The following is a 25,652-nucleotide window of genomic DNA, read 5'->3' as shown; positions in this document are numbered from 1 at the left end:
ACGATCCGGCAACACCGCACATCCGAATCGTCTGTAAAGAATCAAAGGTGATTCGCCTTGTCCAGAGGCGCGGCCGAAAAACATTAAAAATTGATTGAAATAACGCTGAAATCCCTCGCCTTGAGGGGAGGGTGGCCCGAAGGGCCGGGTGGGGTCCTCGGCGAAGCGCTCGACTCTCTCAATCACGGTCGAAGTTGGTCGAGGTCGCGCACTGCCGCAACGACCCCACCCGTCCATCCGCCTTCGGCGGCTGTCCACCGTCCCCTCAAGGGGGAGGGATCAGGCCAGCGTTCGCTCCACAATGTCCCGCAAATCCGCCGACAGGTTCTCGGCACCGGCGATGGCCAGCAGCGCTTCCCTGGCCTTGGCTTGCCTGCCCGGCTCCAGCGAGCGCCACGAGCGCAGCGCTGTCGCCAGCCTGGCCGCCACTTGCGGATTGCGTTTTTCAACCTCGAGTACGGTCTGGGTAAAAAACCGGTAGCCTTCGCCATCGGCGCGGTGGAAGCCGGTCTGGTTGGCGCTGGCGAATGTGCCGACCAGCGAGCGCACCCGGTTCGGATTGGCCATCGAGAAAGCTGCGTGACCAGTCAGCTTGCGTACGGTATCGACTGTCCGGGGTCCCGGCACGCTGGCCTGGATCTGGAACCATTTGTCCATGACCAGCGGATCGGCGCCATAACGCGCCTCGAAATCGGCCAGCGCCTTGGTCGCCTCCGGTGAACCGTCATGGCGGTGCGCAAGGACGGTCAGCGCTGCGGCGCGGTCGGTCATGTTGGTCGCGGTTTCGAAATGCCGGGCGGCGAGCGCAGCACCTTCCGGCGGCAGCGAGAGGTAGTCGAGCAGGATGTTGCGCAGCGCCCGGCGTCCCGCATTGGCCGCATCCGGGCTGAACGGCCCGTCGTCGGCGAGGTGGCTGTATAGGTCGGTGAACGTTTGCTGATTGGCGCGCGCGATTGCCAGCGCCAGTGCTTGGCGAGCGGCAAAGATGGCGTCGGGATCGATGTTCGTGCCGATGTCGCGGGCAATGTCGGCCTCGCCGGGAAGTGACAGCGCCAGTGCCCGGTAGGCAGGCTCCAGCGTCTCGTCGCCGGCGATCTTACCGGCAAGTCCGGTCAGCCTGGCGGTGAAAACCGGTTTCGCGCCGCCGAGGATCTGGCGGAAGGCCGCTATCAGCGCATCGGTGAGCAGCGTGTTGAACGCCTGCCAGCGCGCGAAGGCATCTCTGTCATGGCCAGCGAGGAAGAACTGGTCGTCGGCCTTCTGCTCGACCGAAAGCGTGATCGGCGCCGAAAAGCCGCGATTGAGCGACACCGCCGGCCGCTCGGCGACGCCTGAGAAGCGCACCATGTGACGGCGCTTGCGGATGTGGATAACGCCGTCCTCGACGGTGGCTCCCTCGACGCCATCATAGGCGACCGGCTCACCGCCCGCGCCGACCAGCCCGAAGGCGAGCGGAATGTGCATCAGGCGCTTGCGGCTCTCCGAGGGTGTCGGCGGCACCGACTGCTCGATCTCGAGCGTAAACTCGCGCGTCGCCGGATTGTGCGTCGAACTGACGGTCAGGTTCGGCGTGCCCGCCTGGTTATACCAGAGCGCGAACTGAGACAGGTCGCGCCCGGAGGCGTCCTCGAACACCTTCAGGAAGTCCTCGATCGTCGCGGCCTCGCCATCATGGCGCTCGAAATAGAGGTCCATGCCGGCGCGGAAAGCCTCGGCCCCGAGGATAGTGCGGATCATGCGCACGACTTCCGAGCCTTTTTCGTAGACCGTCGCTGTATAGAAATTGTTGATCTCGCGGTAGCGGCGCGGCCGCACCGGATGCGCCAGCGGTCCCTGGTCCTCGGGGAACTGGTGCGCCCTCAGCGTGCGCACTTCGGCGATGCGCTTGACCGCGCGCGAGCGCTGGTCGGCTGAGAATTCATGGTCGCGAAAAACCGTCAGCCCTTCCTTAAGGCAGAGCTGGAACCAGTCGCGGCAGGTGATCCTGTTGCCGGTCCAGTTGTGGAAATACTCATGCGCGATGATCGCCTCGATATTGGCGAAATCGGCATCGGTGGCGGTTTCCCGGTCGGCCAGCACATACTTGTCGTTGAAGATATTTAGGCCCTTGTTCTCCATCGCCCCCATGTTGAAGTCGGAAACGGCGACGATGTTGAAGACGTCGAGGTCGTATTCGCGGCCGAACGCTTTCTCGTCCCATTGCATCGAGCGCTTGAGCGCGTCCATGGCGTAGCCGGCGAGCCCCTCCTTGCCTGGCTCGACATAGATGCCGAGTTCGACCTTGCGGCCGGACATGGTGACGAAACTGTCGGCGACCTGGCCAAGATTGCCGGCCACGAGCGCAAACAGATAGGACGGCTTGGGGAAGGGGTCGTGCCATTCAGCATAGTGCCAGCCATCGGCAAGCCCGCCGCTTTCGACCGGATTGCCGTTGGAAAGCAACAGCGGCGCTTCGTCCAGCCTTGCCTCGATACGCACGGTATAGACCGACAGGATGTCGGGGCGGTCGAGGAAATAGGTGATGCGGCGAAAGCCCTCGGCCTCGCATTGCGTGCAATAGACATTGCTGGAGCGGTAGAGGCCCATCAGCGCCTCATTGCTGGCCGGCGCGATCTCGGTCTCGAGCAGCAGCTGGAAACGGGCCGGCGGCCTCAAAATGGTCAGCTGGTCCGGCGTGGCGAGATACTCGGCCGGGGCAAGCTCGCGACCGTCGATGGCAATGCGCTTGAGCACTAGCCCGTCGCCGTCCAGCACCAGCGACGTCGAGGCGGCGGCGCCATCGCGGCGTTCGATCGTCAGCACTGCGGTGACACGCGTTGCGTCTGGCGAAAGGCGGAAGGTGAGGCCGGTTTGCGGGATGGAAAAGTCGTTGGGGCGGTAGTCTTCGAGCTTGAAGACCTGGCCGGTATCGGTTCGCATTCCCTTGGGTTTCCCTGTCGCTATCGGAGCCGCTGACGTGTCCTGGCCCATTAATCTAAAGTTGCGCGCTCTTTACACGAAACGGTCACTCGACAAAACTGCGCCAATGCCTATTTCGGGGCGTTCCCCTTCCGCCATCATCGTGAGGCCTTGATGACCGTCGTCAGATCGAAGTTCGGCATGGGCGCCTGTGTACCGCGTCGTTCGACGCGCATCTCAGCGGAGATCCGGGAAGCAACAAAACAGTGAAAGCCGGGCCTGGAGACGAAGCGGGCGGGAAACTGTCCGATCATCCCGGCGCGCATCGGCCCAAAAATCAATGTTGATTTTTGGAAAGCACGATGCGCAGATTTAAAGTGTCAGAGCGTCCTTTACGCGTCGAAGACGACGCGCGGCGCTCTAATGTTCTCACCGGGATCATGCTCAAGGTCATGTCGGTGGCAGTCTTTGTCGGCATGCAAACCTGCATCAAGGCCGCCGGCACTTTGCCGGCCGGCCAGATCGTCTTCTTCCGCTCCTTCTTCGCCATCTTCCCGATCATCGCCTTCCTGGCCTTCAAGAGAAAACTCGGTACGGCGTTCGCCACCAAACGCCCGCTGAACCACATTGCGCGCGGTGTCGTCGGCGTTTGCGCCATGGGGCTCGGCTTCTTTGCGCTGACCCGGCTGCCGCTGCCTGAGGCGATCACGCTGAACTATGCCCAGCCTTTGCTGGTGGTGGTGTTCTCCTCGCTATTCCTCGGCGAAGCCATTCGCGTCTATCGCTGGAGCGCGGTTGCGGTCGGTCTGGTCGGCGTGCTGATCATCTCCTGGCCGGAGCTGACGCTGCTCACGTCGGGCGTCGCGCTCGGCGACCAGGAGGTGCTGGGCGTCATCGCTGCTCTTGTTTCTGCAGCAATCTCCGCCAATGCCATCCTGCTCGTGCGCAATCTTGTCCAGACTGAACGAACAGCGACCATCGTGTTGTGGTTCTCGGCGACGGCGAGTGTCATGGCGCTGCTTACGCTGCCCTTCGGCTGGCAGGCGCTGACGCCGCTGCAGGCCGGTCTGCTGGTCGCAGCAGGGTTCTGTGGCGGGCTGGCGCAGATTTTGATGACGGCGGCGTACCGCCATGCCGAAGCTTCGGTGGTGGCGCCGTTCGAATACACCTCGATGATCCTCGGCGTGGTCGTCGGCTATTTCGCCTTTGGCGATATCGCCACCATCAACACGCTCGTCGGCGGTGTGATCGTCGTTGCCGCCGGCATGTTCATCATCTGGCGCGAGCGCCAACTCGGCCTGGAACGCACCCGAACGCGCAAGGCAGCGCCACCACAGGGGTGAGGAGGTCCGCGGGGTTGGCTCAGTTAGCTTCCGCACGTTCCTTCGCCAGCCGCACCAGCACCGCTCGCGTCTGCTCGTCGGCCGGGAAGAAAGACTCGATCGCCAGTTCCGACAGCGTCACGTCAAGCGGCGTGCCGAAGACGGTGATGGTGCTGATGAAGGACAGCACCTGGTCGCCATGCGCCAGCCGCAGCGGATGGACGATGCCGTTGGGCTCGACCGGCACCGGCCGCGCACCCTTGAGCCCGGACGGATAGGTTCGCAATTCGCGCTCCAGCTCGACCAGGACGGGATCGCCGGCGGCATCGTTCTGGTGTTTCAGCCGCTCCAGCAGATGCGCCCGCCATTCCGCGAGATTGACGATGCGCGGTGCGATGCCGTTCGGGTGCAGGCTGAGGCGCAGCACATTGACCGGCGGCTGGAGCAGCGACGGCTCGGCAACATCGGCCAGAAACGGGCCGATGGCGGCATTGGCGGAAATCAGGTTCCAGTGCCGGTCGACGGCGAGGGCGGGGAACGGCTCATGCCCTTTGAGCACGCTCTCGACCGCGGCAAGCGCCGGCGCCAGCGTCGTATCTGTGAGTGGCCGCTCGCTGAAGCTCGGGGCAAAGCCGGCAGCCAGCAACAGCTGATTACGCTGCCGCAGCGGAATCTCAAGCTGCTCGGCCAGATGCAGCACCATCTCGCGCGATGGCGCGGCGCGGCCGCTTTCGACGAAGGAGAGATGACGCTGGGAAATCTCAGCCTCCATTGCGAGATCAAGCTGGCTCATGCGCCGGCGCGTGCGCCATTCGCGGATCAGGCTGCCGGCGGAGGTTTGGACTGTTGTCATGGGAGGATGAGTAGGCCGGGGCGGGCGGTATTTCAATTACCTCTGAGGTCATTGGCGCGGTTCTCCCTTCTCCCCCTGTGGGAGAAGGTGGCCGAGCGAAGCTCGGTCGGATGAGGGGTGTTCCAGGGAACGCCAACGTCTCACTCCGCTGGAACACCCCTCATCCGTCTCGGCGCTGCGCGCCGATCCACCTTCCCCCACAAGGGTGGAAGGAAGAGGCGCGCCTCACCCCACCTCTCGCAACTTCGCTTTCACCTCGAGAAAATCCCGCCACGCCAGTTTCTTGTGCGCCGGCGTCCGCAAGAGATAGGCCGGGTGCAACGTCGGCATGGCCGGAATGGCAGTGCCCGACACCGTCGTGTGCACCTGCCAATTGCCGCGCAGGCGCAGGATGCCCTCGGTAGTGTTGAGCAGGGTTTTGGCCGAAGGGCCGCCGAGATTGACCAGCACCTTCGGATTGACCAGCTCTATCTGCCGCTCGATGAAGGGACGGCAGATTTCGGTCTCGTGCGGCGTCGGCGTGCGGTTGCCGGGTGGCCGCCAGGGAATGACGTTGGCGATGTAGACCGAGGTGCGATCAAGCCCGATCGCCGCCAGCATGCGGTCGAGCAGTCTGCCGGAGCGGCCGACGAAGGGAAGGCCCTCAATGTCCTCGTCGCGGCCGGGCGCCTCGCCAACCAGCATCACCGACGCTTCCGGATTGCCGTCGGCAAAGACCAGGTTCTTGGCGGTGAATTTGAGGTTGCAGCCGTCGAAGGACGCCATGTGCTGGCGCAGCGCGTCGAGCGTCGAGGCGCTTGCCGCCATTTGCCGGGCAAGAGCCGCCTGCGCCTCGTCGGGCACCGTCGCGGTGGCCGGCACGGAGCGCGCCGGCGCGTCCGGCACCCGGCTCGCATCCAGACCAGGGCTTGCCGTGGCTTGTTCCGGTGCCTTGTTTTCGCGAGGCGGCGCGGCTGGCGCCGGTGCGCGCTCGGGGCGCTTCGGTGCTGCCCCGGCAAACCGGTTCACCGGCGCGTCCTCCAACGCTTCGTCGACACCGGCAGAGGCGTAGAAGGCGAGCAACTCGGCCAGGTCGGATCGGTTGTTGGGGGAGGCGGCAGTCATACCGGGCACATTCGTCCGCCGAGAGACGATTTGCAAGGTTGGGCGGTTAGTAATCTCCCCCTCAAGGAGGGAGATTACGCGCTCGTCGGCTTTCGCCAATCACGAAGGGCATTTCGTGGCGATTTTCACGGCGTCTGCCGCTTACCCCGTCGGTATCCGCGGATCCTGCACCAGATAGAACGTCCAGCGCGGCGTGTAGTCGGTGATCAGAAACTCGAAGCGTCCCCTCTTCAGCGGGTCGATCTGTCCACTCTTGAACAAGAGCCGGTCATAGGGTTCGAAATCGCGGTCGAAATCGGCGTACGCGCTCGACAGGATGTTGTCGGGCGTCTTGTTGCGCTGGTCGAAGGACAGGCCGTCGCCGAACACGCTCGGCTGGTTGAGTATCTCCTGCAGCTCGAACTGGAATTCGACCCAGGCCTGGCCGCTGTTGTTGAGCACCTCGATACGCATGTACAGGATGCCGTTGGCGAATTCGCCGTTGGTGCTGAACGGCTGGATCGGTTTGGTGGTGCGGATGGTGAGCGTCACCGGCGTCGACGAATTCAGCTCCTCGGAGATGACCAACGGATCTTCCTTGGTGCCGGTGCCCGAGGCGCCGGTGATGTGGAAACCGCCAAGCTCGTCGGAAAAGGAATAGGCGCCGGTCGCCCACACCTTCACCGGCTCGGCCTGAGCGCGAACCGGCGTAAGCATTGAAAGGGCGAGAAGGATCGCTCGGCAGGTCCGGCCGGGCGGAAGGGGGAAGCGCGTCAATGAATAGCCGGACGGCGTGCGCATGGAAATAAGTATGGCCGATAAGAGAGCCGTCGAACAATTAAAATATGGGACGCTGAGCGCGGCCGCGCGCAAAACGCTTGCGGCAGAGTTGTTATCCGCGACTTTTTGTCGAAATCGGCATTGTCACGTCAGCGCCGGTTTCCTGTCGCGGATTGATGCGCTATGCAGCGCAGGAGCCAGCAAAATGCCGGAAACGGTTGGCCAGAGCGGAGGGGTTGATGAGCGAGATCGAACGCGAGAGCATGGAATTCGACGTGGTCATCGTCGGGGCCGGCCCGGCGGGCCTTGCCGCAGCGATCCGTCTCAAGCAGGTCAATCCCGAGCTTTCCGTCGTGGTGTTGGAAAAGGGCGGCGAGGTTGGTGCCCACATTCTGTCAGGCGCCGTCGTCGATCCCATAGGCATCGACCGCCTGTTGCCGGGCTGGCGCGAGGAAGATGGCCACCCCTTCAAGACGCCGGTTACGGCCGACGATTTCCTGGTGCTCGGCCCCGCCGGCTCGTTCCGTCTGCCCAATATCCTGATGCCGCCGCTGATGAACAATCACGGCAACTACATCGTCTCGCTCGGCAATGTCTGCCGCTGGCTGGCAACCAAGGCTGAAGCGTTAGGCGTCGAAATCTATCCGGGCTTTGCTGCCGCCAGCCTCGTCTACAACGATGCCGGCGCGGTCACGGGCGTCATCACCGGCGACATGGGCGTCGAAAAAGACGGCACACATGGCCCGGGCTTTGCGCCGGGCATGGCGCTGATGGGCAAATACGTGCTGATCGGCGAGGGCGCGCGCGGTTCGCTGTCCAAGCAGCTGATCGCAAAATACAAACTGTCCGACGGCCGTGAGCCCGGCAAGTACGGCATCGGCCTCAAGGAGCTGTGGCAGGTCAAGCCCGAGAACCACCAGCCGGGCCTGGTGCAGCACTCCTTCGGCTGGCCGCTCGACCTGAAGACAGGCGGCGGCTCCTTCCTCTACCACCTGGAGGACAACCAGGTCGCGGTCGGCTTCGTCCTGCATCTCAACTACAAGAACCCCTGGCTGTCGCCCTTCGAGGAATTCCAACGGTTCAAGACGCATCCGGCGATATCGCGCACCTTCGAGGGCGCCAAGCGCATCGGCTATGGCGCGCGCGCCATTACCGAAGGCGGCTGGCAGTCGGTGCCGAAACTCTCCTTCCCCGGCGGCGTGCTGATGGGGTGTGCGGCGGGCTTCGTCAACGTGCCGCGCATCAAGGGTTCGCACAATGCGGTGCTGTCCGGCATGCTGGCGGCCGAGCATGTCGCGCAAGCGATCGGCTCCGGCCGCGCCAATGACGAGCTGTCTTCTTATGAGGACGCCTGGCGCGCGACCGATATCGGCAAGGATTTGAAGAAGGTCCGCAACGTCAAGCCGCTCTGGTCGCGCTTCGGCACCATTATCGGCGTCGGCCTCGGTGGTCTCGACATGTGGCTGAACACGCTGTTCGGCTTCTCGCCCTTCGGCACGCTGAAGCACGGCAAGGCCGATTATGCCACGCTTGAGCCCGCGGCCAAGCACAAGAAGATCGCCTATCCCAAGGCGGACGGCGTGCTGACCTTCGACCGCCTGTCCTCGGTGTTCCTGTCCAACACCAATCACGAGGAAAACGAGCCGGTGCATCTCATCGTCGGCGACATGGAGTTGCAGAAGCGTTCCGAGCATGATGTCTTTGCCGGGCCTTCGACCCGCTATTGCCCGGCCGGTGTTTACGAATGGGTCGACAAGGACGGCAACGCCGCCGCCGATCCGTCTGCCAAGGATGTGCGCTTCGTCATCAACGCGCAGAACTGCGTGCACTGCAAGACCTGCGACATCAAGGATCCCAACCAGAACATCAACTGGGTGCCGCCACAAGGCGGCGAAGGCCCGGTCTATCAGGGCATGTGAGCCTCACCGACCGGGGCCGTCTCAACCAGCAAAAATGGCGGCGATGGCCGGGTTTACCAAGGCATGTAAGGCGCTCGGCGCCAAAGATTGTTGAAACCGTCGTCTGCTTGTGGTCTCATTGCCGCGTCCATGGGGAAAATGGCATGCGCGTGTTGGTCTTGTTTTGCGTCGCCGTCATAAGCGCGGCCTGCGGCGTCGTCGGGACGGCGTCGGCGGGGGTGAAAACCGTCGTCAAGACGCGAACCTATGACATCACCGGCACGACAGGTGCCGGTCTGGTTATCGCCATGAACCGCAGGGGCCCCAAGCACGGTTTCATGACCCACGCCATCGCGCAGACAAGCTACACCGCCGACTGGAGCCTGGACGTGGGTCAGGTCAACGGCGTCTGCCGCCTGCGCCAGGCCAATGGAACGCTCAACATCGCCTACACCTACCCGCGCGTCGCCTCGGCCGTCACGCCGGCGCTGCGCAAACGCTGGAACCGGTTTTTCACAGGCGTTCTCGCTCATGAAGGAACCCATGGCCGTATCGCCGGGCAGATGATGCAGGCTTCCGAGCGGTCGGTTCGCGGCCTGAAATTTGCCAACGATCCGCAATGCAACAAAACGCGCGTCGAAGCCACGCGGCGCTTGCAAGCCACTTCCAAGCTCTATGAGGCAAAACAGATCGCGTTCGACGCGCGCGAGCACAGTGAAGGCGGCCATGTCGAGCGCATCATCGAGGCCTTGGTAGGCTTGTGAAACCGTAAGCCCCGTGGCGTACGATCTAGCCGCCCATGCTGGGCTGGATCAGCGACACAGTCGCGGTAGAATCCTCGTCGACCGGCTTGGTCTCGTCGCGCATCAATGAAAATTCCACCATCACCGGCAGATGGTCGGAGCCGGTCTCTTCCATCTGCGTCGACGACAGGATGGTCACCCCGCCCTTCGAAAACACCTGGTCGATCGGCAGGCCCGCATAGCGCCGCAGGAAATCGGGCAGGGTCCGGTGGATCCAGGTCGGTCCGGCCGACGGCATCACGGTCAGTCCGCCGAGCGAGGCAACGCGCCGTACCGCGGCGCTCCACGGCACGGCGTTGCAGTCGCCGGCCATGATCGCCGTCTCGCCGAGCGAGGTGAGCGTCTCGGTCAACTCGCCGATCTGCCAGTATTGTTCCTTCGGCCACGGCCAGCTCAAATGGATCGCCGCGACATCGACCGGAGTGCCGCCGAAATCGACGGTGGCGGCCGCCATCGCGCCGCGCGGTTCGCAATGCGGCTCGGTGCCGGCCGCAAAGGGTCGCCGGGACAAAAGCGCCACGCCCCACACGCCCTCGGGATGGGCGCACAGGATGCGATAGGGATAGGCGTTCTCGATATAGCCGAGTTCGGTCGCCCACATGGCCGATACTTCGTCGAGCGTGATCACGTCCGGGTTGGTCCTGGCGATCAGCGAAAGAACCTTCTTGGGTGTCGGATTGTTGAAACGCAGGTTCATCTGCAGCAGCCGGTAGACCGGTTCGTTGCCGGGCGCGGCGTCATTGGCGGCCTGCACCGGCCACAGGCGCGGCAAGGTGCTCAACGTGCTGGCGAAGGCGGCCACGGCCAGCAGCAGGCCCACGCCCGCCTGCAGGCGAAACGAGGTGGCGAGCAGCGGCAGCGCAATCAGCCCCATCAGCACGGCAAAATGGATGCGGAAATGGGCGAAGGAATCGAAGGCCGGATGCAGTGCGCCAAAGAACCCGGCTACAAGCGCGGCCGAGAGGCCGAGCATTGCCAGGAACGCCATTGAAGCCATCATCTTTCGCACGCGTGCCATCAGACCGGGTTTTGCCCATAGACCGGGTAATACATTGCCGAGGTATCAGGCCTTTATCGGCTGAAATGCGGCCCAATCAAGATGACGAAACGCCTCGCGGCAAACATTTACGGCAAGCCGGTCTACTGAAAGGCCGTCTCCGAAAAGCTTCTCAGCTTGCGCGAATGCAACCGTTCCATCGGCATTTCCGCCAGCTTCTCCATCGCCTTGATGCCGATGGTCAGATGCTGCGCCACTTGCCGCTTGTAGAATTCGGTCGCCATGCCGGGCAGCTTCAACTCGCCATGCAGCGGCTTGTCGGAGACGCAAAGCAGCGTGCCGTAGGGCACGCGGAAGCGGAAGCCATTGGCGGCGATCGTGGCCGATTCCATATCGAGCGCGATGGCGCGCGACTGCGACAGCCGCTGCACCGGTCCGCGCTGGTCGCGCAGTTCCCAGTTGCGGTTGTCGATGGTGGCGACGGTGCCAGTGCGCATGATGCGCTTGAGATCGTAGCCGGAAAGTCCGGTGACTTCGGCGACCGCCTCCTGCAGCGCCACCTGGATCTCGGCCAGCGGCGGTATCGGCACCCACACCGGCAGGTCATCGTCCAGCACATGGTCTTCCCGGACATAGGCATGCGCCAGCACATAGTCGCCCAGCGCCTGAGTGTTGCGCAGGCCGGCGCAATGGCCGAGCATCAGCCATGCATGTGGCCGCAGCACCGCGACATGGTCGGTGATCGTCTTGGCGTTGGACGGGCCGACGCCGATGTTGACCATGGTGATGCCGCCATGGTTCGGCTTCTTCAGATGATAGGCTGGCATCTGAGGCAGGCGCGGCGCCGCCACGCCTTCGCTGGGCGCGTTTTGCCCTGCCTTGGTGATGACATTGCCCGGTTCGACGAATTCGGTATAGCCGTGGCCGCCTTCAGCCATCTGGGCCCGCGCGCGGGCGACGAACTCGTCGATGTAGAACTGGTAGTTGGTGAACAGCACGAAGTTCTGGAAATGCTGCGGGCTGGTCGCGGTGTAGTGCGTCATGCGGTGCAGCGAATAGTCGATGCGCTGCGCCGTGAACGGCGCCAGCGGCCTTGGTTCGCCGAACGCGACCTCGAAGGTGCCGTTGGCGATCTGGTCGTCGGTGCCGTCGAGATCCGGCACGTCGAACAGGTCGCGGATCGGCCGTTTGATGCGGTCGGCGGCGGCGCCATCGACATGGGTTCCTTCAAGGAACGCGAAATGCAGCGGGATCGGCGTGGTCGATTCCGAAACCGTTACCGGCACGCCGTGATTGCGCATGATCAGGCGAAGCTGCTCTACGAGATAGCGTTCGAACAGCACCGGCTGGGTGATGGTGGTCGAGAAATGCCCGGGGGTCGGCATGTGGCCGTAGGCCTGGCGCGAGTCGATCTGGGTGAACGAATTGGTGGTGACGCCGATCTCCGGGTAGAAGGCGCGGTAGCGCTTGCTTTCGTCGCCGCCGGCGGCAAGCGTGGCAAAGGAGTCGCGCAGAAACTTGGTGTTGCGGTCGTAGAGCACCTGCAAGGCGGCCACGGCCTTTTTGGCGTCGTCGAAGCTCTGCTTGCCGAAAGGCTCCGGCATGACGACCGATTCGATAGCTTGTGGGTAGATTCGCTTTTCCATGGCTCAATATAGAGACTTGAGGCCGCACTTGGGAGGGGAGGGTGGCCGCCAAGTGGTCGATTTATTCGTCCACGCCCAAGGTGTGCTGAGATTCAGGTAAGGCTGAGCCGGAGTCGAGGACGGGCGCGAAGCGACCAAACTGGTTGGCTTCGAGAACCGGAGCGGAGCGTACTCGAAGCATGTGAGCACCAAGGCCGCCACTTGCAGGCCAGCATCACCTTAATACCGGCACACCTTACCCGCGCTGCAGACTGACCAGCAAGACAAAGCCGACGCCATGCTTCTTCGTCGCCGGCGCGTCGATCGTCGTGTCGGCATTGGCCCGCATCATCGGCATGGCCAGGACCGGCGCCGACAACACGACCAGAACGAGCGCCGCCCGCGGCAGGAGCCGAAGGGTCTGGAGGGCGTTGATGGCGATGCGGTTCATGGCTTTTGCTTTTCTGTTTGGATCTATGTCTTTGTCGTCTCAGGGGCGAAAATGGTTCATGCAATCGAATTGGCAGGAACTGGCTGCATTCCAGGAACGGGCCGGACGGCCGGATTCGGCCACGAGGATGGCGAAGAGCATCCCGAACAGGCTCATCAACAGGCAGACGATGGTGAAGCGGCGAGCGAGCATTTGCGTAGTGTCTCCTTGAACACGCCATCAAATGCCCTGATGCGACTGAACCGGCGCTGATGCCGACGTTCATCTGCGGTTCAAAGTGATTGACGAGGTCTTAGAGAGAGCGTCGGTTCGGGTTTGCGCCGCCGCAAACGGCACGGTCGTCGCTATGGCGCGGACCGTCCTGCAAAGAAAACGGGGCCTGTGAAGGCCCCGTTGGTCAACTCAAAGCAGCAAGATCAGAGCTTGTGCCAGGTCTGGCTCTTGCAGATCAGCCCGCCGAGCACGCAGCCGCTCATTTTGAGCGAGGTGCCCGACAGTGTTGCCTTGCCCGAATAGGTCTTGTCGTTTGCCGGATCGGTGATGTTGCCGGCATATTTGTTGGCCCCGGCCGCCTTGAGCGAACCGATGGTCTTCCCGGCATATTTGCCGGTCTTCAGGGTGATGGAGAATGAACCGCTGCCGCCGATAACTGCTGTGTCGCCGGCTTGTGTCTTCCAATTGCCTTCGATCGGATCGGCCCAAGCCGCACCAGCCATCATCACGGCGGCCGCCAGGGCCAAGCTCACTTTGCGAAACATATCTGTCCTCCCTGGTTTAGATGGGGCAGCCGCCTCTCTGCCCCTTACGCAAACGTAAGCTAATCCAGCTCCCGGCAAAACAAAAGCGTGCCGCGACGGAAGGTTTCGCAATTTTCATGCGGGGTCGGGAGAGTGCAGCCCGTGGAAATGAAACGATCGAGGCGTTGGCTTTGGTTCGCGTGGTTAGCAGAGTGTTGATCGGCGCCTTGCAAATTTTCGTCAAATCGGTCGAGAAACGGCGGGATTGCTGACTTTGTATCCTTAACGAATTTCCGCGTTTACCTCTTGTTTTAGCTTTGTTTTCTCCAAATTAAGCACGCCATTTAACGACGGATTCAAGGCTCGGCCTCATTCTCGGAAGCATCGAAAGAGCGGCTCCCCAGGGAACACCGGGGGACAGAAGAGGCCCGCTCTCGGGAGCCAGACAGGGGACTAAAATGGCACGTTTTGAAATGCTTGAAGCCGGCTTCGGCGCCATGGGGGCAACTGCCCAGGCCGACATTCTTTTCGAACTGGGCATGATGTATGCGACCGGCCGCGATTGCGAGACCGATGTCGTTGCCGCCCACAAATGGTTCAACATCGCCGCCATCAAGGGCTCGGTCCGCGCCGCGGAACTGCGCTCGGAACTGTCGGCCGCAATGTCCAAGGTCGAGATCGCCAAGGCGCTGCGCGAAGCCCGCGAATGGATGACGATGCACTGAGATCGCGAGCAGATTATCGCAGGCAGATTATCGAAAACAGGGAAGCCCCGGGATCAAGACCGCAAAGACGGTCGGAACCGGTGAAACGACGAGGCCGCGACAAGACGGCCGACCATGAAAGAACAAGAACGCGGCAGGCCGGCACGGTCCAGTCGTGCACAATGGGGACGGCGGGCAGGTTTTCGTGGCGCGGGGGCGCATGGGGACTGCTACGAGCAAAAAGCCACGACCGGCCGGAACAGGCTGGCGTGGCTTTTTGCGTTGATGAGGCCCAATCGAGCGGCGCCGATGCGCCTAGACAGGCCCAATGAAGGATGAAATTGTCCCGCCTTCGGAAAGAAGCGCGGCCAGAGCGGCTGCGCGAGTGTGGGAGGAGTTCTATCACCATGAAAAAAACGGGTATTTTGAGCGCGGCCGTATTTGGCCTGATGATGAGCGCGCCGGTTGCCTTTGCCGATGACATCACCATTTCGGTGGTCGGCCCGATGACCGGACAGCTCGCCACGATCGGCGATCAGTTCAAGCAGGGCGCAACGGCAGCCGCCGATGCGATCAACGCCGCCGGCGGTGTCAACGGCTCGATAATCAAGCTCGACATCGAGGACGACCAGTGCGATCCCAAGCAGGCGGTTTCTGTGGCCAACCGGATCGTTGCCAACAGCGTCAAGTTTATTGACGGCCATGCCTGTTCAGGTTCGAGCATCCCGGCTTCCGCCGTCTACGCCGAGGCCGGCGCGCTGATGATGAGCCCGGCCTCTTCAAATCCCGAGCTGACCGATGCCGCCGCCAAGGCCGGCTGGCCGACGATCATGCGTCTCTATACGCGTGACGACGCGCAGGGCGCCTTCATTGGCCCGTGGATCGCCAAGAAATATGCCGGCAAGAATGTCGTTATCCTGCATGACAAGAGCGCCTACGGTCAGGGCGTTGCCGATGCCGTGAAGGCGACGATGAATGCCGGTGGCCTCAAGGAGATCGACTATGAAGGCATCAATGCCGGCGAGAAGGATTATTCGGCTCTCGTCACCAAGCTGAAGGACCTCAAGGCCGACGTTGTCTATTTCGGCGGCTATCACCCGGAAGCCGGGCTTATCCTGCGTCAGTCGGCCGAGCAGAGCGTCAAGTTCCAGCTGATCATGCCGGACTCGATCGCCTCGCCGGAATTCTGGCAGGTCGCCGGCCCCGCCGGTGAAGGCACCCTGTTCGTCTTCCCGTCGGACCCGCAGGCCAAGCCGGAAGCCAAGGAGGCCATCGCCAAGATCAAGGCGGGCGGCTTCGTGCCGGAAGGCTTTACGCTGTTCTCCTACGCCGTCGTTCAGGCGTTTGCAGAGGGCGTCAAGCGCGCCGGAACGGACGATCCGGTCAAGGTAGCCGAAGCGCTGAAGAACGGCACGCCCTTCAGCACCGTGGTCGGCGACGTGACCTTCGACGAGAAGGGCGATCTGAAGAACGCCAGCTACGACATCAACCAGTGGCACGACGGCAAATACGCACCGATCGCGCAGTAAGCGGCCGCGTACTCATGGAAATGGCCGGGCTTGTCCCGGCCATTTTTGTTCAAGCCTCCAGCCGGCTTGCAGCCTCTTCAACGAAGCGCACCAGCACCGTTCCGTCGGTGACCTGCGCGCCCTCTGTGGCGATTTCCGCGATCACGCCGTCATGGCTGGCCGCGATCGTGTGCTCCATCTTCATCGCTTCCAGGATCAACAGCGGCTGGCCCTTGATCACCCTTTCGCCCTTTGCCGCGCGCACCAGCTTGACCACGCCTGGCATCGGCGCGCGCAGGCTGCCGGAAGCGGCGGCCGCCTCGTCGGTGCGCGCCAGCGGATCCGGGACGAGGAAACTGTAGCCGACCGCGCCTTCGAACACGGTGACGTGGCCTGGCCAGCGGGCAAGGCGAGGGGCGGCGCGAAGATCATGCGAATTGACGCTGTCATAGGGCGCGTCCAGCGCCACCTCGAAGCGCCCGTCCGGCCGCACTGAAACACGCGCCAGTATATCGTCCTCGCCATGGCGCAGGCGCGTGCGGCGCGCAACGCTGTGGAAATGCGCATAGCCGGCAAGCGACGACCACGGATCGTTCGACGGCGGCAAAGCACCGGCGCCCGCCGCGGCAAGGGCCGCCGCGGCAACGATCTCGCTGCTCGGCGGGGCGACCGCGGTCAGCGCTTCCTGATGCCTGCCGATCAGGCCGGTATCGACATCACCAGCCGAAAAATCGGCGTTCGCGGCAAGTGCCGCGAGAAAGGCGGTGTTGACGGTCGAGCCGGCAATCTCGGTCTGCGACAACGCAGTCCCGAGCGCATCGAGTGCCGCCTGCCTGTCCTTGGCGTGGATGACCAGCTTGGCGATCATCGGATCGTAGAAGGGCGAGATCGCATCGCCGGCCCGCACGCCGGTCTCGATGCGCATGCTGGCGCCTTCGGGCGCGTTGTCGGGAAACGCCAGGTGATGCAGCGTGCCGGTCGCCGGCAGAAACCCTTTCGCCGCGTCCTCGGCATAGATGCGCGCCTCGAAGGCGTGGCCGGAAAGCGTGATTTCGCTCTGCGTCTTCGGCAGCTTTTCGCCGGCGGCTACCCGCAACTGCCACTCGACCAGGTCGGTGCCGGTGACCATTTCGGTGACGGGATGCTCGACCTGCAGGCGGGTGTTCATTTCCATGAACCAGAAGCGGTCGGCCTTCAGCCCTTGCGAGGCATCGACGATGAATTCGATGGTGCCGGCGCCGGAATAGCTGATCGCCTTGGCGGCCTTGACCGCCGCTTCCGTCATCGCCTCGCGCAGCGCCAGCGTCATGCCGGGCGCCGGCGCTTCCTCGATCACCTTCTGGTGGCGGCGCTGCGCCGAGCAGTCGCGCTCGTAGAGATGCACGGCATTGCCAAAATTGTCGCCGAACACCTGGACCTCGACGTGGCGCGGCTTGTCGACGTATTTTTCGACCAGCACGCGATCGTCGCCGAACGCGGCCTTGGCCTCGCGCCGTGCGCCTGACAGCGCTTCCGAAAAATCTTCGGGATGTTCGACGCGGCGCATGCCCTTGCCGCCGCCGCCGGCGCGCGCCTTGATCAGCACGGGATAGCCGATCTCACGCGCCTTGGACGCCAGCAGCACGATCTCCTGCGCCTCGCCATGATAGCCCGGCACCACCGGCACGCCGGCCTTTTCCATCAGCCGCTTGGCCGCATCCTTCAGCCCCATGGCGCGGATCGAGGCGGCCGACGGGCCGATGAAGGTGAGCCCTGCCGCCACCACCAGGTCGACGAAATCGGGGTTTTCCGAGAGGAAGCCGTACCCGGGGTGAATTGCTTCGGCGCCGGTCGCCAGCGCCGCCGCAACAATCTTGTCGCCGCGCAGATAGCTTTCGCCGACCGGCGAGGAACCGATACTCACTGCCTCGTCGGCCATTTTGACATGCAGGGCCTTGGCGTCCGCGTCGGAATAGACGGCAACGGTGCGCACTCCCATCTTCCTGGCCGTGCATATCACCCGGCAGGCGATCTCGCCGCGATTGGCGATCAGGATCTTGGCGAACATGGAGCCTCCAGAGTTTGTCTCGGGCGGCGCCGGTCTGGCAGGAATGAGCCTATTTCGAAGCCGCGATTTTGCAGCCGCCGCTCGCGGTCTGAACCTTCCACTTTTTCAGGCCAACCTGACAGCTTCGCAACGCCAACTCTTCCGCGGCCTTCTGAGATGGCGCGTTCAGCCGCGCACCGCAGATGATGTAAAGATCGTCGACGCGCGAGTAGAATGTGGTCGCGTAGGCCGAGTGGCCACTCGCCGCGACATAGGCGTTGTACGACTTCGTGCAGGGCTCCTTTGGATTCAGTGACAACGGAGGCCAGAATCGGGTGTCTCCCTTGCTGCCCGCCAGCGATCCAGCCGCCCCGATACCGGGTGCCGTAAATACGAGCAGGCCGGCAAGCATCGATACAGTAATTCGTTTGATGCGTGTCGATTTCATCTTGCGCCGCCCATTTGAAAAATGCCCAAGCCGATGCTTGTCGGCCTACTTCGATGCCGCAACTTCGCAGCCCGCACCTGTAATGACCTTGTAATGGCTGCGGGCGGACTCGCAGGATTTCATCGCCCGTTCTTCGGCAGCCTTCTGTGACGGTGCATTCAAGCCCGAGCCGCAGATGATGTACAACGAACGGATCCGGGCATAGGGCGTGGTCGCATAGGCCGAATGGCCGCCGGCGGCCACATAGGCGTTGTAAGCCATGGTGCACTGGTCTTTCGGGCTTTTCGGCAAATACGGATAGAAATGGATGTCGCCTTTGCTTCCCGCCAGCGATGCCGCGGCGCCAACGCCGGGTACCGCAAATATAAGCAAGACTGCAAGTACCGACGCAGTCGTCTTTCCCGAATATTTCGGCCTCATCTTTACCCCATCCCCGTTGCCCAATGCGGGATGAACAATAGCGTCTATTCTCCAGTGCCGCCAGCCTGCTCACCGAAAATTGCTTTTGCGTAGGTGGATGAACCATCTTATCCATGCAGACTAGCATCCTCCAATGGCAGCAACGGCTTGTCGGTATAGTTGAGCTGTTGGCTCGTCGAAGCAGCAGAAAATAACTGTTTCGGGCGTTGAGTTCTGTCCGACGAAGGTACCTGCGATGCCAACGGCAATCTGCGTCGCCTCATTTTTCGGATAACGGTAGATGCCGGTCGAGATCGCCGGAAATGCCACGGTCCGGCAATCCCTGGCGGCGGCGATTTGGAGTGACCTGATATAGCAGGATACGACCAGTCCGGCTTCGCCTTTGCCGCCGCCTCGCCAGACAGGTCCGACCGTGTGGATGATGTAACGTGCCGGCAGGTGATAGCCCTTGGTAAGCTTTGCCTCGCCGACTTGCAGCCGTTCAGCATCCGGCATTCGAATTCGAGCTCCGGGCCGGCGGCGCGGTGAATGGCGCCGTCGACGCCGCCGCCGCCCAGCAGCGAGGAATTGGCGGCATTGACGATGGCATCGACCGCAAGCCTGGTGATGTCGCGGTGTGGACATGTATCCGTTCGCCGAACTTGCTCATCTCACATCCTGAACACGCCGAACTTCGTTTCCTCGATTTCGGCGTTGAGCGCGGCCGACAGGCTGAGCGCCAGCACCTCGCGCGTTTTCGCCGGGTCGATGATGCCGTCGTCCCACAGCCGCGCCGAGGAGTAGAGCGGGTGGCCCTCATGCTCGTATTTCATCAGGATCGGCTTCTTGAATTTCGCTTCCTCGTCCGCGCTCCACTCACCGCCCTTGCGCTCGATGCCCTCGCGCTTGACCACCGCCAGCACGGTCGCCGCCTGTTCGCCGCCCATCACCGAAATGCGCGCATTCGGCCACATCCACAGGAACCGCGGCGAGTAGGCGCGTCCGCACATGCCGTAATTGCCGGCGCCGAACGAGCCGCCGATGATCATCGTCACCTTCGGCACGCGAGCGGTGGCGACCGCCATCACCAGCTTGGCGCCGTCCTTGGCGATGCCGCCGGCCTCGTATTTCCGCCCGACCATGAAGCCGGTGATGTTCTGCAGGAAGATCAGCGGGATCTTGCGCTGGCAGCACAGTTCGATGAAATGCGCGCCCTTGACAGCACTTTCGGAAAACAGCACGCCATTATTGGCGATGATGCCGACCGGCATGCCCTGAAGATGGGCAAAGCCGGTGACCAGCGTGGTGCCGTAATTCTGCTTGAACTCGTCGAACTCGGAGCCGTCGACGACGCGCGCGATCACCTCGCGCACATCATAGGGCTGGCGCAAATCCGTCGGCACGATGCCATAGAGTTCACGCGGATCGTGAAGCGGCGGCGCGGGTTCCTGTAAGCTCAGGCTTACGGTCTTGCGCCGGTTGAGGTTCTTGACGATGCGCCGGCAAATCGCGAGCGCATGTTCGTCGTCCAGCGCATAGTGGTCGGCGACACCGGACAGCCTGGTGTGCACGTCGGCGCCGCCAAGCTCCTCGGCGCTGACATCTTCGCCCGTAGCCGCCTTCACCAGAGGCGGGCCGCCGAGAAAAATGGTCGCCTGGTTGCGCACCATGATCGTCTCGTCCGACATTGCCGGCACATAGGCGCCGCCCGCAGTACATGAGCCCATGACGCAGGCGATCTGCGGAATGCCGGCCGCCGACATGTTGGCCTGGTTGTAGAAGATGCGGCCGAAATGCTCGCGATCGGGAAACACCTCGTCCTGATTAGGCAGGTTGGCGCCGCCGCTGTCGACCAGATAGACGCAAGGTAGATTGTTTTGCAGCGCGATCTCCTGTGCGCGCAAATGCTTCTTCACCGTGAGCGGATAATAGGTGCCGCCCTTCACCGTGGCGTCGTTGACCACGACCATCACCTCGGTGCCTTCGACACGGCCGACGCCGGCGACGAGGCCGGCCGAGGAAATCTCCTCGCCATACATGGACCATGCCGCGAACTGGCCGATCTCGAGGAAAGGCGAGCCGGTGTCGAGCAACTGCGCCAGCCGCTCGCGCGGCAACAGCTTGCCGCGCGAAACATGACGCTCGCGCGCCTCCTCCGAGCCACCGCGCTCGACGCTTGCCGCCTTGTCCGCAATGTCGGCAACCAGCGCCCGCATGCGCTCAGCATTGGCGCGGAAGGTTTCGGAGGAGGGCGAGATCTGGGTTTGGAGTACGGCCATGCTAAACCCCTTCCGCCATGATCTCGCGCCCGATCAGCCAGCGGCGGATTTCGCTGGTGCCGGCGCCGATCTCGTAGAGCTTGGCGTCGCGCAACAGCCGGCCGGTCGGATACTCGTTGGTATAGCCGTTGCCGCCAAGCAGCTGGATGGCGTCGAGCGCCATCAGCGTCGCCTTTTCGGCGGCAAACAGCACGCAGCCGGCAGCATCCTTGCGTGTCGTCTGGCCGCGATCGCAGGCAGCCGCGACAGCATAGACATAGGCACGCGCGGCATTCATCGTCGAATACATGTCGGCGAGCTTGCCCTGTACCAGCTGGAACTCGCCGATCGGCTGGCCGAACTGCTTGCGCTCATGCACATAGGGGATGGCGACATCGAGGCTCGCCGCCATCAGCCCGAGCGGGCCGCCGGCGAGCACGGTGCGCTCGTAGTCGAGGCCCGACATCAGCACCTCGACGCCGCGGCCTTCCTCATGCAGCACATTGTCGTAGGGAACCTCGACATTGTCGAACACCAGTTCGCCGGTGTTGGAGCCGCGCATGCCGAGCTTGTCGAGCTTTGGTGATGCCGAGAAGCCGGCCATCGTCTTTTCGACGATGAAGGCGGTGATGCCGCGCGATTTCCGCTCCGGATCGGTCTTGGCATAGACGACCAGCGTTTCGGCGTCGGGGCCGTTGGTGATCCACATCTTTGAGCCGTTGAGCACATAGCGGTCGTTGCGCTTTTCAGCCCGCAGCTTGAGCGAGACGACGTCCGAGCCGGCGCCCGATTCCGACATGGCCAGCGCCCCGGCCTTTTCGCCCGAGCACAGTGCCGGCAGGAACTTCTCCTTCTGCGCAGGTGTCGCCCAGCGGTTGATCTGGTTGACGCAGAGGTTCGAATGGGCGCCGTAGGAAAGGCCGACCGAGCCCGAGGCGCGCGAAATCTCTTCCACCGCAATGACATGGGCGAGGTAGCCCATGCCGCTACCGCCGAAATCGGGATCGGCGGTGATCCCAAGCAGGCCGAGCGCGCCGAGTTCTTTCCACAGATGCGCGGGGAACTGGTTGCTGCGGTCGATCTCGGCGGCGATCGGCGCTATTTTCTCCTGGGCAAAGCGGCGCACCAGATCGCGCAGCGCCTCGATGTCCTCGTCATGCCCGAAGCTGAGTGTGTTCGTGTACATGCCGCTCCCTCCCGGAACTGTCGTCTATGTTCGCGCCAACTAGGCGCATTGTCATTGAAAGATATGTCGCCGTGACTTCAGCCATCGACAGCCGCTCGCCCGGCCGGAACCAGACGATGACGCCGGTCATCATCTGGATCAGGGCCATGGCAGTGAGCCCGGTGTCATCGACACTGAAGGCGCCGGCCTCCGCGCCGTCGCGCAGGATGGCGCGCAACTCCTTCTCATAGGCGGTGCGCATGCGAAGGATCTGCGTCAGCCGGTCATGCGACAGGCTGCGCAATTCCATATTCGAGACATGGGTTGAGTGGCGGCGCTCGATGTGGAAAGCGATGTGGTTTTCGACATAGGCGGCAAGCCGCGTTGCCGGATCGGCTGCGTCGGGGCGTGCGGCGTCCCACGCTTCGATCAGCCCTTCCATATGTTTGCGCATCAGCGTGAACAGCAGGTCTTCCTTGGTCGGAAAATAGCGGTAGAGCGCGGCCGCCTGGACGCCGACCTCGGCGGCAAGCTGCCGCATCGACGTCGCCTCATAGCCGAAGCGGGCGATCAGGCTGACCGCTGCCTCGCGGACGGCCGCTTCAGTTTTTTCGCCATCGGATCCCGTTGTGCGTGCCATGATCGCCTCCCGGTATTTAGTAATAAAACGAACGTTCAATTAATTCAAGCGGCAATAAAGTGGTTCCGTCTAGACAATGATCCGAAAGTCGATGGGCGAGTCGAGGAGTTCGAATTCTTCGACTCGACCCTCGAAACCGAAGCTCCCCTTGGCCCTTGCCGGAGCCGTTCGATCATTGTGGAAACCGCAGCATCGGCACCGGCAATCGAGGCCGTCACCGTGCCGTCTCGTTCATTGCGTACCCAACCTACGAGGCCAAGCCTTATCGCTTCGCGTCGCGCCCACATCCGGTAGCCGACGCCTTGCACCTTACCATGCATGCGCGCCTGCACCGCCTTTTGCCGGTCGTTATCTCCCATGCTCAAGAACTGGCGCGGGATCGGACGAAAGCAACAGCCTTGAACGGTTGGATTGTTGTTGGATCGACGGAAGCCGGGGGCCCGGCTGATTCTGTCTTGGCCTTTGGCGGCATTGGCAGGCCGTGTCGCGACGGCAATCGGCCGGGCTAGTTTCCCCGTGCCGCGGCGAGCGCGCCGGGCAGTTCCTCGGCAAAGATGTCGAGCTCATGATCGAGGCCGACGCTGACCCGGATGCAACGTTCGAGCCTTGGCGCCATCGGCTTGCGGATGAAAACGTCGCGCGACAAAAGATTTTGCAGCACTTTCAGCGCGAAGGCGCCGTCCTTGCCGCAATCGATGGTGACGAAATTGGTCGCCGATGGCAGCGGCTTCAGCCCGTTCGTCTCGGCAATCCCGGCTATACGTGCGCGTCCGGCAGCGACTCGCGCCACCACGCTGTGCAGCCAGTCCTGGTCGGCCAGCGCCTCGACGCCGGCGATCTGCGCCATGCGGCTGACGCCGTAATGGTTGCGGATCTTCTCGAAATCGCGGATCACCTCAGCCTCGGCCATCGCATAGCCGCAGCGAATGCCGGCCAGCCCGTATGCCTTGGAGAAGGTGCGCATGCGGATGACGTTGGGCCGCGCGACATCGATCGGCGGCAGCGCCGAGGCCGGCCCCAATTCGCCATAGGCCTCGTCGAGCACCAGCATGGTGGTTTCCGGCAACGCTTCGACGAAGCGGGTGATATCTCCTGCTTCCCACCAGCTGCCCATCGGATTGTCCGGATTGGAGAGATAGACCAGCGGCGCCTTCTCCTTGATAATTGCCTTGAGCAGTCCATCCAGACTTTCCTTGTCGTTCTCGTAAGGCACCGTGACCAGCCGGCCGCCGACGCCGGCAATGTGGAAATTGAAGGTCGGATAGGCGCCGAGCGAGGTGACCACCGCGTCGCCTGGCGCCACATACATGCGCGCCACCAGGCTGAGCAGCCCGTCTATGCCTTCGCCGACCACGACGTTTTCGGCGCCGATGCCGAGATGGCGGGCCGCGGCCTGCTTCAGATCGTAATTGTCGGGGTCGCAATACATCCACTGGTCACGCGCGACGCTCTCCATGCGCTCGATGACGCGCGGCGAAGGCCCGAAACTGCTCTCATTGGCGCCGATGCGGGCGCGAAAAGCACGTCCGCGCTCGCGCTCCTGCGCTTCCGGTCCGACAAACGGCACCGTCGAGGGAAGCGCGCCGACAAGCGGCGTGAGGGCAGGGCGCTGGCGCATGGCAAAGGCTCACGAGAAGAGGGGCCTTCTTGCTAGCGTGCCCGATAGGACGGCGCAAGTTCTGGCGCGGCTGGAAATAGTGGCCATGCCCGTGATGAAATCGGCGCGGGTGGCCACGCTCTACGACCTGACCGCCGGTAGGCGGCAGCCTTTTGAAGGCCACTGCAGCCAATGACATGGCGACGGATGCTTCAAAAAAACCCGGCGGTTGCCCGCCGGGTTTGCTTTTCAGCCAGGCTGAGCGTCTTAGAACGAGCGCTGGAAGCGGAGGAGACCGCCGATGCTGCTCTTCTTGTCGGCGTTGGTGAAGTTGGAGAAATTGGCGTCGTCGAACTTGCCTGCATTGAGGTAGTCGACTTCGGCCGTGACCGTGAAGCCGGGAACAACGTCGTAGGCGATGTTGGCGGCAACACCGAGATTCTTCCATTCGTCATACGAGACCTGGGCATTGAACGAGGTCTTCTCGTTGATGGTGTAGGTGCCACCACCCCAGAAAGCCCAGTTGCCGCCCCACTGCTTGTAGAAGCCGCGGCCGCCGGCGTCGATCGCATAGCTCGAGTCCGTCAAATTGTCGTCGGTGCCGTAGCCGCCCATGATGAACAGCGCCAGGTTCTGCATCGGGGTGACGTCCAAACGCACCTTGCCGGCGACTTCTTCATAGTTGCTGTCGTAAGCGACGACGCCGGTGATGGCGCCCCAGCCCTGCGTATACTTCAGACCGCCGACGACATGCGGAACGTAGCTGTCGATCGTGCCAACGGTGCCGGAGCCTTCTTCGAGAGAGACGACGGCCGAGAAGCCATTGCCTGCATCGAAGTAGTACTGGACGACGTTGGTGTCGAAGTCGCCGTAGGGAACGAGCGTATCCTGAAGGACGTTGCCGGCGTAGCCGATGAACGTGTCGAAGGCCGATTCGTCCTTACCGACGCGCAGGCCACCGAGCTGGATCCAGGCGAAGTTCAGCGAAACGTTCTTGTTGCCGGCAGGGTTGGAGTTGAACTCGTCTGCTTCGGTAGTCGGATCGTCTGCCGAGGGGTAGCCGTTGCGGTTGCCGAAGTTGAAGCGGGTCTCGGTGTAGGTCTTCAAGGTGCCGAGTTCGGTTTCCTGGCCGGTCCAGGTCTTCAGCGTGAAACGGGCGTTCTTGTAGAAGGTATCCTGCTCGTCGCCATCCTTATGGTCGAAGGACCTCGCACCGTCGAACGAGCCGACGTCGCCGGCACCGATGTCGTAACGGACATAGCCGCCGATGCGCAGGCAGGTTTCGGTGCCGGGAATGTAGAAGTAGCCGGCGCCGTAGACGTCGCAGATCTTGACGTATTCAGCCGGTTCCGGCTCGGCGACGACGACGGCGTCGGCGGCGCGCGCACCGGAAACTGCGATCAAGGCCGCAGCGGAGCCGAGAAGAAGGCTCTTAATGTTCATTTTCTGACCTCCAGTCA

General features: G+C 62.9%; 23 protein-coding genes and 1 pseudogene. 5 read left to right on the top strand and 19 right to left on the bottom strand.

Annotated elements, in window-relative coordinates; genetic code table 11:
• Positions 1 to 279 precede the first annotated feature (279 nt).
• A complete protein-coding gene (pepN, locus tag X733_RS147135) occupies positions 280 to 2,919 on the bottom strand; it encodes an aminopeptidase N (RefSeq protein ID WP_023819197.1) in 2,640 nt (879 codons plus the stop codon).
• Positions 2,920 to 3,338: 419 nt separating this feature from the next.
• Between pepN and X733_RS147140 the strand changes: the two genes are divergently transcribed.
• Positions 3,339 to 4,241: a DMT family transporter gene (locus X733_RS147140; protein ID WP_023687251.1), complete on the top strand. Its 903-nt coding sequence runs from the start codon at positions 3,339 to 3,341 to the stop codon at positions 4,239 to 4,241.
• A gap of 19 nt (positions 4,242 to 4,260) precedes the next feature.
• On the opposite strand, the gene X733_RS147145 is transcribed toward X733_RS147140, so the two are convergent.
• The 3 genes from X733_RS147145 to X733_RS147155 form a co-directional block, all read right to left on the bottom strand.
• Positions 4,261 to 5,073: a helix-turn-helix transcriptional regulator gene (locus X733_RS147145; RefSeq protein WP_023819196.1), complete on the bottom strand. Its 813-nt coding sequence runs from the start codon at positions 5,071 to 5,073 to the stop codon at positions 4,261 to 4,263.
• A 225-nt stretch (positions 5,074 to 5,298) separates the two neighbouring features.
• A complete protein-coding gene (locus X733_RS147150; protein ID WP_023692822.1) occupies positions 5,299 to 6,177 on the bottom strand; it encodes a uracil-DNA glycosylase in 879 nt (292 codons plus the stop codon).
• 141 nt (positions 6,178 to 6,318) lie between these two features.
• Positions 6,319 to 6,873, bottom strand: a complete 555-nt coding sequence (locus X733_RS147155; protein ID WP_023698594.1) for a hypothetical protein — start codon at positions 6,871 to 6,873, stop codon at positions 6,319 to 6,321.
• A gap of 302 nt (positions 6,874 to 7,175) precedes the next feature.
• Here X733_RS147155 and X733_RS147160 point away from each other — a divergent pair, with 302 nt between their 5' ends.
• Both X733_RS147160 and X733_RS147165 read left to right on the top strand, forming a co-directional pair.
• Positions 7,176 to 8,855: an electron transfer flavoprotein-ubiquinone oxidoreductase gene (locus tag X733_RS147160; RefSeq protein ID WP_023819195.1), complete on the top strand. Its 1,680-nt coding sequence runs from the start codon at positions 7,176 to 7,178 to the stop codon at positions 8,853 to 8,855.
• Between the two features lie 143 nt (positions 8,856 to 8,998).
• The gene (locus X733_RS147165; RefSeq protein WP_023819194.1) at positions 8,999 to 9,598 is read left to right on the top strand and encodes a DUF922 domain-containing protein; all 600 of its coding nucleotides are present in this window, start codon (positions 8,999 to 9,001) and stop codon (positions 9,596 to 9,598) included.
• A gap of 25 nt (positions 9,599 to 9,623) precedes the next feature.
• Here the strand turns inward: X733_RS147165 and X733_RS147170 are convergent, their stop codons facing one another.
• The 5 genes from X733_RS147170 to X733_RS147185 form a co-directional block, all read right to left on the bottom strand.
• Positions 9,624 to 10,625, bottom strand: coding sequence for an endonuclease/exonuclease/phosphatase family protein (locus X733_RS147170; protein ID WP_245272113.1), 1,002 nt, complete (start codon positions 10,623 to 10,625; stop codon positions 9,624 to 9,626).
• 152 nt (positions 10,626 to 10,777) lie between these two features.
• Positions 10,778 to 12,238 (bottom strand): AMP nucleosidase, encoded by a 1,461-nt coding sequence (locus X733_RS147175; RefSeq protein WP_023731828.1) that lies wholly within the window; start codon positions 12,236 to 12,238, stop codon positions 10,778 to 10,780.
• Positions 12,239 to 12,515: 277 nt separating this feature from the next.
• Positions 12,516 to 12,710, bottom strand: a complete 195-nt coding sequence (locus X733_RS147180; RefSeq protein ID WP_023670200.1) for a hypothetical protein — start codon at positions 12,708 to 12,710, stop codon at positions 12,516 to 12,518.
• Between the two features lie 39 nt (positions 12,711 to 12,749).
• Positions 12,750 to 12,902: a hypothetical protein gene (locus X733_RS1000000170270; protein ID WP_023738556.1), complete on the bottom strand. Its 153-nt coding sequence runs from the start codon at positions 12,900 to 12,902 to the stop codon at positions 12,750 to 12,752.
• A gap of 224 nt (positions 12,903 to 13,126) precedes the next feature.
• Complete coding sequence (locus tag X733_RS147185; protein ID WP_023687258.1) at positions 13,127 to 13,468, bottom strand: DUF2147 domain-containing protein; 342 nt, start codon at positions 13,466 to 13,468, stop codon at positions 13,127 to 13,129.
• A gap of 437 nt (positions 13,469 to 13,905) precedes the next feature.
• Between X733_RS147185 and X733_RS147195 the strand changes: the two genes are divergently transcribed.
• Positions 13,906 to 14,172 carry a sel1 repeat family protein gene (locus X733_RS147195; RefSeq protein WP_006199745.1) on the top strand — a complete coding sequence of 89 codons (267 nt, stop codon included), beginning with the start codon at positions 13,906 to 13,908 and terminating at the stop codon, positions 14,170 to 14,172.
• A 386-nt stretch (positions 14,173 to 14,558) separates the two neighbouring features.
• Complete coding sequence (locus tag X733_RS147200; protein ID WP_023738557.1) at positions 14,559 to 15,680, top strand: ABC transporter substrate-binding protein; 1,122 nt, start codon at positions 14,559 to 14,561, stop codon at positions 15,678 to 15,680.
• Positions 15,681 to 15,729: 49 nt separating this feature from the next.
• On the opposite strand, the gene X733_RS147205 is transcribed toward X733_RS147200, so the two are convergent.
• From X733_RS147205 to X733_RS147240, 10 genes and pseudogenes are all read right to left on the bottom strand, one after another.
• Complete coding sequence (locus tag X733_RS147205; RefSeq protein ID WP_023819193.1) at positions 15,730 to 17,706, bottom strand: acetyl/propionyl/methylcrotonyl-CoA carboxylase subunit alpha; 1,977 nt, start codon at positions 17,704 to 17,706, stop codon at positions 15,730 to 15,732.
• A gap of 49 nt (positions 17,707 to 17,755) precedes the next feature.
• Positions 17,756 to 18,133, bottom strand: a complete 378-nt coding sequence (locus X733_RS147210) for a hypothetical protein (protein WP_023684512.1) — start codon at positions 18,131 to 18,133, stop codon at positions 17,756 to 17,758.
• Positions 18,134 to 18,178: 45 nt separating this feature from the next.
• Positions 18,179 to 18,505, bottom strand: a complete 327-nt coding sequence (locus X733_RS147215) for a hypothetical protein (protein ID WP_023731823.1) — start codon at positions 18,503 to 18,505, stop codon at positions 18,179 to 18,181.
• A 168-nt stretch (positions 18,506 to 18,673) separates the two neighbouring features.
• A pseudogene (locus X733_RS01000000166370) lies at positions 18,674 to 19,202 on the bottom strand (O-acetyl-ADP-ribose deacetylase).
• Between the two features lies 1 nt (position 19,203).
• A complete protein-coding gene (locus X733_RS147220; RefSeq protein WP_023684511.1) occupies positions 19,204 to 20,811 on the bottom strand; it encodes a carboxyl transferase domain-containing protein in 1,608 nt (535 codons plus the stop codon).
• Between the two features lies 1 nt (position 20,812).
• Positions 20,813 to 21,976, bottom strand: a complete 1,164-nt coding sequence (locus X733_RS147225) for an isovaleryl-CoA dehydrogenase (protein ID WP_023684510.1) — start codon at positions 21,974 to 21,976, stop codon at positions 20,813 to 20,815.
• Positions 21,945 to 22,595 carry a TetR/AcrR family transcriptional regulator gene (locus X733_RS147230; RefSeq protein WP_023684509.1) on the bottom strand — a complete coding sequence of 217 codons (651 nt, stop codon included), beginning with the start codon at positions 22,593 to 22,595 and terminating at the stop codon, positions 21,945 to 21,947. The genes X733_RS147225 and X733_RS147230 overlap by 32 nt, the downstream gene beginning before the upstream one ends.
• Before the next feature lie 44 nt (positions 22,596 to 22,639).
• Complete coding sequence (locus tag X733_RS1000000168315) at positions 22,640 to 22,954, bottom strand: acylphosphatase (RefSeq protein WP_155924235.1); 315 nt, start codon at positions 22,952 to 22,954, stop codon at positions 22,640 to 22,642.
• A 146-nt stretch (positions 22,955 to 23,100) separates the two neighbouring features.
• The gene (locus X733_RS147235; RefSeq protein ID WP_023742636.1) at positions 23,101 to 24,213 is read right to left on the bottom strand and encodes a pyridoxal phosphate-dependent aminotransferase; all 1,113 of its coding nucleotides are present in this window, start codon (positions 24,211 to 24,213) and stop codon (positions 23,101 to 23,103) included.
• Positions 24,214 to 24,459: 246 nt separating this feature from the next.
• A complete protein-coding gene (locus X733_RS147240; RefSeq protein WP_023819192.1) occupies positions 24,460 to 25,635 on the bottom strand; it encodes a porin in 1,176 nt (391 codons plus the stop codon).
• Positions 25,636 to 25,652 lie beyond the last annotated feature (17 nt).

The organism is Mesorhizobium sp. L2C066B000, assembly GCF_000502335.1.
In the GTDB taxonomy this organism is placed as follows: domain Bacteria; phylum Pseudomonadota; class Alphaproteobacteria; order Rhizobiales; family Rhizobiaceae; genus Mesorhizobium.
This window is presented reverse-complemented; position numbering and strand designations above follow the sequence as displayed.